At 60.3% G+C, this 11843-nt stretch carries 7 protein-coding genes; all 7 read right to left on the bottom strand.

Going from position 1 to position 11843, the window contains the following annotated elements:
• Nucleotides 1-115: 115 nt before the first annotated feature.
• The 7 genes from QMX86_RS24775 to QMX86_RS24745 all read right to left on the bottom strand — a co-directional run bounded on the left by QMX86_RS24775 (nt 116) and on the right by QMX86_RS24745 (nt 11584).
• On the bottom strand, nt 116-3238 hold the full coding sequence (locus QMX86_RS24775) for a hypothetical protein (RefSeq protein ID WP_282386582.1): 3123 nt from the start codon (nt 3236-3238) through the stop codon (nt 116-118).
• A gap of 150 nt (nt 3239-3388) precedes the next feature.
• Entirely contained in the window at nt 3389-4183 is a 795-nt protein-coding gene (gene fabI, locus QMX86_RS24770) for an enoyl-ACP reductase FabI (protein WP_003202751.1), read from the bottom strand.
• Nucleotides 4184-4202: 19 nt separating this feature from the next.
• Nucleotides 4203-5813, bottom strand: coding sequence for an ABC transporter ATP-binding protein (locus QMX86_RS24765; RefSeq protein WP_122746953.1), 1611 nt, complete (start codon nt 5811-5813; stop codon nt 4203-4205).
• A gap of 1 nt (nt 5814) precedes the next feature.
• Entirely contained in the window at nt 5815-6834 is a 1020-nt protein-coding gene (locus QMX86_RS24760; protein ID WP_282386586.1) for an ABC transporter permease, read from the bottom strand.
• Between the two features lies 1 nt (nt 6835).
• Complete coding sequence (locus tag QMX86_RS24755; protein ID WP_016774154.1) at nt 6836-7909, bottom strand: microcin C ABC transporter permease YejB; 1074 nt, start codon at nt 7907-7909, stop codon at nt 6836-6838.
• Between the two features lie 4 nt (nt 7910-7913).
• On the bottom strand, nt 7914-9755 hold the full coding sequence (locus QMX86_RS24750; RefSeq protein WP_282386588.1) for an extracellular solute-binding protein: 1842 nt from the start codon (nt 9753-9755) through the stop codon (nt 7914-7916).
• On the bottom strand, nt 9752-11584 hold the full coding sequence (locus tag QMX86_RS24745) for an extracellular solute-binding protein (RefSeq protein WP_282386589.1): 1833 nt from the start codon (nt 11582-11584) through the stop codon (nt 9752-9754). The genes QMX86_RS24750 and QMX86_RS24745 overlap by 4 nt, the downstream gene beginning before the upstream one ends.
• Between the last annotated feature and the right edge of the window lie 259 nt (nt 11585-11843).

Here is an 11843-nt window from a genome sequence, read left to right as displayed (position 1 = left end):
GGCTCGCTCCCACAGGTTTCGATGGCGCGGAGGATTTTTCAGTTCAGCACCATCTCTGTGGGAGCGAGCCTGCTCGCGAAGGCGTCAGCCGATTCATCGCCGGATTCGCCAGTGCTCAGCGCTTGGGCGGGCTCAGCTTCTGGTAAAACGCCAGCCATTTCTCGTGACTGGCCGCGGCATCCTCGAGTTCGGGCATGCGCAACGCGTCTTGCAAGGCTTTCGCTTCATAAGCATCGAACAGATGCCGGACGGCGGTGCTGGCAATGGCGTTGACTCTGTTGGAGGCGAAGGTATCGGGCACGGCGGTGCGTGCCTGTTGCGCCAGTGGGTCGCCCTCAATATCGAGGCGAGTAATGAACGCCTTGCAGGTGGCGTTCAAGCGAGGCTGCGAGCCGTTTTTATAGGCTTCGGCGTCGAGGGGCAGCGTTTTCGCCGCTTCTTTCGCCACCGATGGTTTGAGTAATGCAATGTCGATATCGCGACGCAGCACCACTTCATCTCTGCTGGTGAAAATCTCGAAGACTCTGGTTGGCCGCCCATGCAGCAGTGCCAATATGCCAAACGGCGCCGTGCCGGCCTTGGCAAGTTTGTCGGTGGCTGCCGATACTGGCCGCAGCGCGAGCAATTCCAGCGTGTTGTCTTCGAGGTCGAGCCGTTGCGCCAACGGCAACCGGCAGAACGCCTCCTTGAGAATCGCGACATGCGCGTCCTTCATATGCTTGAGGCGCGCCGCCAGCGCTGCATGAAAAGCGCTTGCCACGTTGTTCAGTCTGGGCAGCGAGGCAATCATCGATGGCAGTTGCAATTGTGCATTGCTCGATTGCCATCCCTGCATGTCACCCGTTAGCTTGCCGGCGATGTGTAATTGGCTCAGGGAATAATGTGGCCCGGTTGTATCAGCGTCCGAGGCTGGAACAAACAGCGCCTTCTCTGTCAGGTGAGGGGAAGCAGCGAAGATCTTGCGCAGATCGGCGAGGGCAATAGTGGCGGGGGTGGGTGGTGACGACTGGAAGGCCCGGCGGTAAAAATCGTAAATCAGACGATTGTGGTTGCGAAAGAGCAGATCGGCTTGCTTGAGCGTGGCGGCGTCATAGACCGTGACTTGAAAATCAGCATCGCGCTGGATCAGCCCTCGTGCAACCGCCCAGTCCACTACAACCGAGGCACACGGCTCCTCGCGCAGAAACTTGTAGAAATCAGCCGGCGCCGGGCCCTTCGTCAGCTCGCGCAATTGCTCGTAGGTCATCAAGCGCGCCGCGCCCGGCAGGCGTCTTTCGATATACAGCACGACCTGTTTCAGCCTCACCCAGCGCAGGCAACTCATATAAGGCAGTGATCGAGGAATGCCCCGGAGGAGAAACTCCGGCGAGATGCCGGACAATAACAGGTGGGTCGCCAATGTCTTGTTCTTGACCAGTGCGAGTTGGGGTTGCCGGTCGATGAACCGGCGCACTTCGTCATAACTGTCGCCCCAGAAATCACTGCCCTCCAGGCGCTGGGCGACGATTCGGTTTATATCCTCACCGGCGCTCGGTTCCAGGTTGAGAATCAATGCAGCGAGCAACAGCCGTTCGCGGTTGGTGGCCAGAAGGCGTTTTTTGTGAGACGGCGCTCCGAGGTTCTTCACCAACTGATTGCCCAGCGTCCGTGCGCGCGACGTGATCAGGATACGACTGATCAGGTAGTCGGCTTTTGCCTTGAGGGTATTGAGCGGCAGATCGGTGTCGACCCCTTCACTGAGGTAGTCGATCAGTGGCGGCGAGTCTTCGGGCAAAAAAGCCTGAGTGGTGTCGATGATGCTCTGACGTTGCTGCGCGGTGAACCGCTCGGTCTTCGTCCAGGGTTGACCCAGCAGATACCAATGATTCATGTGCCCGGGACGCATGTGCAGATTGATCTTGTCCCATTTCGCCAGGGAGAGGGCTTGCTCGACAGTTTTTGGCAACGGTAGCTCGTAGAAACGCAACATTTGCCCGAGAGTGACTTTACCGCTCGAGCGCAGGGCGCCGCCGGCTTCGCCTGCCTGAGCTTTAAGCTGGTCGCGATGAAGTTTCAGATCGGAATGTTTTTCCACCTCAGTCGTCAGGTTGACCCAGCCTTTGGCGCTGGCCGTGCCGACATGGCCGGACTCGGTCACCAGCAATTGACTGTCGGCGGGTAACCCGTGCTGTTGCAAGATGGCTTGAAAATCCGCATTGGAGCTGAATATCTGCAAGCGCTCCTGGCCCAGCGCCATCTGCACCGCGAGCGTGGAATCCGGATGGGGCTCGCTGAATTCCTCGTAATCGATTCTGGCTTTGGGTGCCTTGTTCCAGCTCAAAACTTCCAGGCGTCGCACAATATGCCGGACGTCCTCCAGATCGCCGAAGTCTTCGCGATAGCTGCGGATAGGGGTGCCGGTCTGCACGTAGTCACTGACGTAGGGCAGCTCAGGCCAACTGTGCTGTCGCAGGCGTTGCGCAAGCGCTTTGGCTTGTCCCGCATCTTCCGGCAGCGCAAATTCATAGCGACGCAGCAGCTCGCCCAATTTCAGGCGCGGGCCTCTGACAGGAGCGGAAACAGACGCCGAAGCAAGCGTTACCGGCGTATCGAGAAAGCTTCGTTGCTCGAACGGATCGCTCGCCAGCAACACCGCATCGATTCGATCGGCGATCGCCCTGAAGTCCTCCAGTTGCGCGTTGCGTTCCTTCACCACAGCCGACGTGCTGTGGCCGTTCTCATCGATGGCAGCCAGACCGGTTTTCTTCAGCTCGGCGAGGATGACGCGGGCCTGAATCTGGTTTTGCGGTTCCGGATAACCGTAGAACGCCAGCACCACTTGCCGTGGAAAGCGATACAGCGGGTTGGCGGACTTGCCGCCAATATAAGGCAGGCCCAACCCGGCAGGGTCGATGCGTTGGGAAATCGATTGCAGCATCGGCGCCACCTGCCACCAGCCAGAGTCGTCCTCCAGGGTGAAGGTGCGTACGTCGGAGGTGCCATTCGCTGGTGTGCGCGCTTGCAGAACGTCGCCTTTGATTTGCAAGGTATCCAGGTCGATGTGAAAGCGACTGGCCCAGTCGAGAAACTCGGGGCGTTCGAGGGCGGTCCAGTAAAGCTCCATCCATTCGCGCAGCAGGCATGGACGAGGAACCTCCAGCGTGCGCGTCGGCGTGGCGGCGGTGACCACCGGTACGGCGGTCAATTCTGCGATGAGATTGTGGATCAGCGTCTGTTCATGTACCGGTGTGTCGTTCATCTGCGCCTCCCTGGCGGCTGATAAGCATCGAGCGGCGAGTATCAAAGGCAGGGCAGGGTCGGTGGCGGTACATATGTAGTGCGGCGACCTTTTCTGCAGGCATAAAAAAACCCGCCGGATCGGGCGGGTTTTTTAACGGCTACAGGAAGATCACTCTTCGATGTTGCCCATCGCGGTGGTGTTGAAGCCGCCGTCGACGTACATGATTTCACCGCTGATGCCCGACGCCAGGTCGGAGCACAGGAAGGCGCCGGCGTTGCCGACTTCTTCGATGGTGACGTTGCGGCGCAGCGGAGTCTGCGCTTCGTTGGCAGCCAGCATCTTGCGGAAGTTCTTGATGCCGGAAGCAGCCAGGGTGCGGATCGGGCCAGCCGATACGCAGTTGACGCGGGTGCCGTCCGGACCGAGGGAACCGGCCAGGTAACGGACGCCGGCTTCCAGCGAAGCCTTGGCCATGCCCATCACGTTGTAGTTCGGCATGGTGCGCTCGGCGCCCAGGTACGACAGGGTCAGCAGGCTGCCGTTGCGGCCTTTCATCATTTCGCGACCGGCTTTGGCCAGGGCCACGAAGCTGTAGGCGCTGATGTCGTGAGCGATGCGGAAACCTTCACGGGTAGTGGCTTCGGTGAAGTCGCCGTCCAGTTGGTCGCCCGGGGCGAAGCCGACGGAGTGCACGATGCAGTCCAGGCCGTCCCACTTCTTGCTCAGCTCTTCGAAGACCTTGGCGATTTCTTCATCGCTGGCCACGTCGCACGGGAAGCACAGCTCAGGGCTCGAACCCCAGCCTTGTGCGAATTCTTCGACGCGACCCTTGAGTTTGTCGTTCTGATAAGTGAAGGCAAGCTCAGCGCCCTCGCGATGCATGGCGGCAGCGATGCCGGATGCGATGGACAGCTTGCTGGCGACACCGACGATCAGTACGCGCTTACCGGCGAGAAAACCCATGTGTTGCTCCTCTTTCAGGTTATTGCGCAGTGGCTGGTGCCAGAAAAGCGGCTTCCAGCAACTGCTGTGTATACGGATGTTGGGGGGCGGCAAAGATACTTTGCGCGTCTCCCTGTTCGACCACTTGGCCATGCTTGACCACCATCAGCTGGTGGCTCAGCGCTTTGACGACAGCCAGGTCATGGCTGATGAACAAATACGTCAGGTTGTACTTGGCTTGCAGTGAACGCAACAGCTCCACCACTTGCCGCTGCACCGTGCGGTCGAGCGCCGAAGTCGGCTCGTCCAGCAGGATCAGCGCCGGTTTCAGCACCAAGGCCCGGGCAATGGCGATTCGCTGCCGTTGCCCACCGGAAAATTCGTGGGGGTAGCGGTGCCGGGTTTCCGGATCCAGACCTACCTCCTTCAATGCCGCAATGATCGCCGCTTCCTGTTCGGCTGCGGTGCCCATCTTGTGTATCCGCAGGCCTTCGCCAACGATGTCATTGACGCACATGCGCGGGCTCAGGCTGCCAAACGGGTCCTGAAACACCACCTGCATCTCCCGCCGCAGCGGGCGAACCTCACTCTGCGTCAGGCAGTCTAGCTGCTTGCCTTCAAAGCGGATCGCGCCTTTGCTGCCGATCAGCCGCAAAATCGCCAGACCGAGGGTGGATTTGCCGGAACCGCTTTCGCCGACGATCCCCAGGGTCTGACCCTGCGGCAGGCTGAAATTGATGCCGTCCACTGCCTTGACGTAATCCACCGTGCGCTTGAGCAGGCCTTTCTTGATCGGGAACCAGACTTTCAGGTCCTCGACTTCGAGCAGCGGCGCGCCGATTTCATTGCTCGCCGGGCCGCCGCTGGGCTCCGCGCCGAGCAATTCCCGAGTGTACGGATGCTGCGGCGAACGGAACAGCTCTGCGCACGATGCCTGTTCGACGATGCAACCGCGCTGCATGACACATACGCGATGTGCAATTCTTCGCACCAGGTTCAAATCGTGACTGATCAGTAGCAGCGACATGCCCAATCGAGCCTGAAGATCCTTGAGCAAATCGAGGATTTTCAGCTGAACGGTCACGTCCAGCGCGGTGGTCGGTTCGTCGGCAATCAGCAATTCCGGCTCGTTGGCCAGGGCCATGGCAATCATCACCCGCTGGCGCTGGCCGCCGGACAATTCATGGGGCAGGGCCTTGAGACGCTTGTGCGGCTCGGGAATGCCGACCATCTCCAGCAGCTCCAAAGTGCGCCTTGTCGCGACTTTGCCGCTCAGGCCCTTGTGGATGCCGAGCACTTCGTTGATCTGCTTCTCGATCGAATGCAGCGGATTCAACGAGGTCATCGGCTCCTGAAAGATCATCGCGATGCGGTTGCCACGAATATGGCGGATGGTCTTCTCGCTCAAATCCAGCAGGTTCTGCCCGGCGTAATTGATGCTGCCGGCCGGATGCCGCGCCATGGGGTAGGGCAGCAGGCGCAGGATTGAATGCGCCGTGACCGATTTGCCCGAGCCCGATTCACCGACCAGCGCCAGGGTTTCGCCGCGCTTGATGTTGAAGCTCACGCCCTCGACCACGCGATGGACGCGCTCGCCGAAACCGAATTCGACGGCGAGGTCACGCACTTCGATCAGATTGTCCTGATTCATTTCACTTCCTCGGGTCGAAGGCATCGCGAGCGGACTCGCCGATAAACACCAGCAGGCTCAACATCAGCGCCAGCACGGCAAAGGCACTCATGCCCAGCCATGGCGCCTGCAGGTTGGATTTGCCTTGCGCGACCAGTTCGCCCAACGACGGACTGCCGGCCGGCAAGCCGAAGCCGAGGAAGTCCAGTGCGGTCAGGGTGCCGATGGCGCCGGTGAGGATGAACGGCATGAAAGTCATGGTCGAGACCATGGCGTTGGGCAGGATATGACGGAACATGATCGCGCCGTTCTGCATGCCCAGCGCGCGGGCGGCGCGCACGTATTCCAGATTGCGCCCGCGCAGGAACTCGGCGCGCACCACATCGACCAGGCTCATCCACGAGAACAGCAGCATGATACCCAGCAACCACCAGAAATTCGGCTGGACGAAACTGGCAAGGATGATCAGCAGATACAGCACCGGCAGCCCCGACCAGATCTCGAGAAAACGCTGCCCGGCGAGATCGACCCAGCCGCCGTAGAAACCCTGTAGCGCCCCGGCGATCACGCCGATGATCGAGCTCAGCACGGTCAGCGTCAGCGCAAACAACACGGAAATGCGGAAGCCGTAGATCACCCGCGCCAACACGTCGCGGCCCTGATCGTCGGTGCCCAGCAGGTTGTCCGCCGAGGGTGGCGCCGGGGCCGGGACTTTCAGGTCGTAGTTGATGCTCTGGTAGCTGTAGGGAATCGGCGCCCAGAGAATCCACGCGTCCTTGGCCTTGAGCAGCTCATGGATGTACGGACTCTTGTAGTTGGCTTCCAGCGGGAATTCGCCGCCGAACGCGGTTTCCGGGTAGCGCTTGATCGCCGGGAAATACCAGTTGTTGTCGTAATGCACGACCAGCGGCTTGTCGTTGGCAATCAGCTCGGCGCCCAGACTCAGGCCGAACAGGATCAGAAACAGCCACAGCGACCACCAGCCACGCTTGTTGGCCTTGAACAGTTCGAAGCGCCGGCGGTTGAGAGGGGACAGGTTCATCTCAATGCTCTCTGCTTGCAAAGTCGATACGCGGATCGACAAAGGTGTAGGTCAGGTCGCCGATCAGTTTCACCACCAGCCCGAGCAAGGTGAAGATGAACAAGGTGCCGAATACCACCGGGTAATCGCGATTGATCGCCGCTTCGAAACTCATCAGGCCGAGGCCATCGAGGGAGAAAATCACTTCCACCAGCAGCGAGCCGGTGAAGAAGATACCGATGAATGCCGACGGAAAACCGGCAATCACCAGCAGCATGGCGTTGCGGAACACGTGGCCGTAGAGCACGCGATGGCGGGTCAGGCCCTTGGCTTTGGCGGTGACCACGTACTGTTTGTTGATCTCGTCGAGAAAACTGTTTTTTGTCAGCAGAGTCATGGTCGCGAAGTTGCCGATCACCAGCGCGGTGACCGGCAATGCCAGGTGCCAGAAGTAATCGAGGATCTTGCCGCCCAGGCTCAGCTCATCGAAGTTGTTCGAAGTCAGCCCGCGCAGGGGGAACCAGTCCAGATAACTGCCGCCGGCAAACACCACGATCAGCAGGATCGCAAACAGGAACGCCGGGATCGCATAGCCGACGATGATCGCCGAACTGGTCCAGACATCGAAGTGGCTGCCGTGCCGCGTGGCCTTGGCGATGCCCAGCGGGATCGACACCAGGTACATGATCAGCGTGCTCCACAGCCCCAGCGAGATCGACACCGGCATCTTTTCCTTGATCAGGTCGATGACCTTGGCGTCGCGGAAGAAACTGTCGCCGAAATCCAGCTGCGCGTAGTTCTTGACCATGATCCATAGGCGTTCCGGGGCCGATTTGTCGAACCCGTACATGTGCTCGATTTCCTTGATCAGCGCCGGGTCCAGCCCCTGCGCGCCACGGTAGGACGAGCCGGCCACCGCCACTTCGGCACCGCCGCCGGCAATCCGGCTGGTGGCGCCTTCGAAGCCTTCGAGCTTGGCGATCATCTGCTCGACCGGCCCGCCGGGCGCGGCCTGAATGATCACGAAGTTGATCAGCAGGATGCCGAACAGGGTCGGGATGATCAGCAGCAGTCGCCGAAAGATATACGCCAGCATCTGATTACTCCGTGCCCGCAGGGTCGGCTTGCAGTTGGGTTTCGACTTCTACGGCAGGCTTGGCGTCAGGCTTGACCCACCAGGTGTTGATGCCAATGTCGTACTTGGGCGAGGTTTTCGGGTGGCCTATATGATTCCAGTAAGCCACGCGCCAGCTCTTGATGTGCCAGTTCGGCACCACGTAGTAGCCCCATTGCAGAACACGATCCAGCGCGCGAGCGTGGGCCACCAGGCTTTTGCGCGAGTCGGCGTTGATCAGGCTTTCCACCAGTTGGTCAACGGTCGGATCCTTCAGACCCATGCTGTTGCGGCTGCTCGGTTTGTCGGCGGCGGCGCTCATCCAGTATTCGCGCTGCTCGTTGCCCGGCGAGTTGGACTGGGGAAAGCTGCCGACCATCATGTCGAAATCCCGCGAGCGCACGCGGTTGATGTACTGCGAGACGTCGACGCGGCGGATCACCAGATCGATACCGAGGTCGCTGAGGTTGCGCTTGAACGGCAGCAGCACGCGTTCGAATTCGGTCTGGGCAAGAAGAAATTCGATCACCACCGGTTTGCCGGTGGCGTCGACCATTTTGTCATCGACGATTTTCCAGCCGGCCTCTTGCAGCAGTTGATACGCCTCGCGCTGCTGGGTGCGGATCATGCCGCTGGCGTCGGTCTTGGGATTTTCGAAGGCTTCGCTGAACACCTGGGCCGGCAGTTGGCTGCGGAACGGTTCGAGGATCTTCCGTTGCTCGGCGTCGGGCAGGCCGGTGGCGGCCATTTCCGAGTTCTCGAAGTAACTGCGGGTGCGCACGTAGGCGCCGTTGAATAATTGCTTGTTGGTCCATTCGAAATCGAACAGCAGCCCCAGCGCCTGACGCACGCGCACATCCTGGAACACCGGGCGGCGCAGGTTGAACACGAAGCCCTGCATGCCGGTCGGGTTGCTGTTGGGGATCAGTTCTTTGATCAAGCGCCCCTCGGTGACCGCCGGAACGTTATAGGCGCTGGCCCAGTTCTTCGCGGTCATTTCCAGCCAATAGTCGAACTGTCCGGCCTTCAGCGCTTCGAGGGCGACGGTGTTGTCGCGGTAATAGTCGGTAGTCATCGTGTCGAAGTTGTAGAGGCCACGGTTGACCGGCAAGTCCTTGCCCCAGTAATCCTTGACCCGTTCGTAACGTACCGAACGGCCGGCCTTCACTTGGGTGACCTTGTACGGGCCGCTGCCCAGCGGGATTTCCAGATTGCCCTTGTTGAAGTCGCGGCTGGCCCACCAGTGTTTCGGCAGGACCGGTAACTGGCCGAGGATCAGCGGCAGCTCGCGGTTGTTGCTGTGCTTGAACTTGAACAAGACCTTCAGCGGGTCTTCGGCGATGGCTTCGGCAACGTCGTTGTAGTAGCCGCGAAACATCGGCGAGCCTTCCTTGGTCAGCGTCTCGAAGCTGAACACCACGTCTTCGGCGCGCACCGGGTGGCCGTCGTGAAAGCGTGCTTCCGGGCGCAGGTAGAAGCGCACCCAACTGTTGTCGTCGGCTTTCTCGATCTTGCTGGCAATCAGGCCGTACTCGGTGAACGGCTCGTCGAGGCTGTGTTTGGTCAGGGTGTCGTAGATCTGGCCAATGTCATCGGCGGGCACGCCTTTGTTGATGAACGGGTTGAGGCTGTCGAAGCCACCGAAGCCGGCCTGACGGAATACGCCGCCCTTGGGCGCATCAGGGTTCACGTAGTCGAAATGCTTGAAATCGGCCGGGTATTTCGGCGGCTCGTTGTACAGGGTCACGGCGTGTTGCGGGGCGGCCCAGGCCAGCCCGGCGAACAGCAAGCCGCTGGCCTGCACGAGCAGGGTGCGAACAGCGTTCATCGATCTTTCTCCGAAGACTTCAGCCACCATGCGCTCAGGCCCAGGGTGTAGGGCGGCGTGGTGACAAAGGCCAACCGGTTGCGGTAGGCCAGACGGTGATAATTGAGGTACCAGTTGGGAATGCTGTAGTGCTGCCAGAGCAGCACGCGGTCGAGCGCCTTGCCGGCGGCGACCTGCTCGTCGCGGGTGCGCGCGGCGAGCAACTGTTCGAGCAGGTGATCGACCACCGGATTGGCGATGCCCGCGTAATTCTTGCTGCCCTTGACGTTTACCTGGCTGGAGTGGAAGTACTGCCACTGCTCAAGGCCCGGGCTCAGGGTCTGGCCGAGGGTCATCGAGATCATGTCGAAATCGAATTGGTCGAGGCGCTGTTTGTACTGGGCGCGATCGACGGTACGCAGGCGCGCGTCGATGCCGATGCTGTTGAGATTCTCGATGTAAGGCTGATAAAGCCGCTCCAGGCTCGGATTGACCAGCAGCAGTTCGAAACGCAGCGGTTGGCCGTCCTTATTTTGCAGGCGCTGGCCGTGGAGCTTCCAACCGGCCTCGGCGAGCAGGGCGAGGGCTTTACGCATGGTCTCGCGCGGGATGCCACGGCCGTCGGTTTTCGGCAGGGTGAACGGCTCGGTGAACAGCCGGGCTGGCAACTGCTCCTTGTAAGGCTTGAGCATCAGCCATTCATGCCCGACCGGCAGGCCGGACGCAGTGAATTCGCTGTTGGGGTAGTAACTGCTCGTGCGCTTATAGGCATCGCTGAACAGCGCGCGGTTGGTCCATTCGAAGTCGAACATCAGACCCAACGCTTCGCGCGTCCTGACATCGGCGAAGGTCGCGCGGCGGCTGTTCATGAACAGGCCCTGAGTCTGGGTCGGGATCTGATGCGGGATCTGCACCTTGATCACTTCGCCACGACGTACAGCAGGGAAGTTGTAACCGTTGACCCAGTTCTTCGCCTGATGCTCGATGTAGATGTCGAACTCACCGGCCTTGAACGCTTCGAAGGCGACATCGCTGTCGCGGTAGAACTCGACTTCCATGCGATCGAAGTTGTACTTGCCGCGATTGACCGGTAAGTCCTTGCCCCAGTAATCCTTGACCCGCTCGAAAATCAGCTGCCGCCCCGGCGTGACCGTAGTGATGCGGTACGGCCCGCTACCCAGCGGCGGTTCGAAGGTGGTGGCTTTGAAGTCGCGGTCTTTCCAGTAATGCTGCGGCAGCACCGGCAACTCGCCCAGGCGCAGGATCAACAGCGGATTGCCCGAGCGCTTGAACACGAAACGAATGCGCTGCTTGTTGAGGATGTCGACCCGCAGCACTTCCTGCAGGGCCGTGCGATACAGCGGATGACCGTCCTTGAGCAGCGTTCGATAGGAGAACGCCACGTCGTAGGCGGTGACAGGCGCGCCGTCGTGAAAGCGCGCTTCGGGGCGCAAATTGAAGACGACCCAGCTGCGATCTTCGCTGTACTCCACCGATTGTGCGATCAACCCGTAACTCGACGCGGGTTCGTCGCCGGACGGCGAATACTGCCCGGTGCCAACCATCAGCGGCTCGTTGAGCTCGTTGACGCCGTACTGGAGAAAATTGGCGGTGGTGACCGGGCTGGTGCCCTTGAAAGTGTACGGATTGACCGTATCGAAGGTGCCGAACGCCATCACCCGCAACGTACCGCCCTTGGGCGCTTGCGGGTTGACCCAGTCGAAGTGGGTAAATCTGGCCGGGTACTTGAGCGTGCCGAACTGCGCATAACCATGACTTTCGGTAATCGTCGCGCTTGCGGGTGAGCTCAAGGCCAGGCTGATCAGGAGCAGGGAGAGGGCACGCTTCAAGTCAGATCCGATCCAGCGGCTTGGGCTTTGTGGGCCGTACAGTAACAGCTTGTCTGGACAGGAAAAAGATGCGGGTTAATGCCGGGTTAATCGCTACACGATGTTGCGCCAATTTGTCCCTGTAGTGAGGGGATTCATCTGTGGCGAGGAGGATTTATCTGTGGCGAGGGGATTTATCCCCGCTGGACTGCGCAGCAGTCCCCCTTCTTCAAGATGCCGAAAAAAAGGGGCCGCTGCGCGCCCCAGCGGGGATAAATCC

This window comes from Pseudomonas sp. PS01270, assembly GCF_029959775.1.
Taxonomy (GTDB): domain Bacteria; phylum Pseudomonadota; class Gammaproteobacteria; order Pseudomonadales; family Pseudomonadaceae; genus Aquipseudomonas; species Aquipseudomonas atacamensis.
The sequence above is the reverse complement of the archived record's forward strand: the minus strand, read 5'-3'. Positions and strand labels throughout refer to the sequence as shown.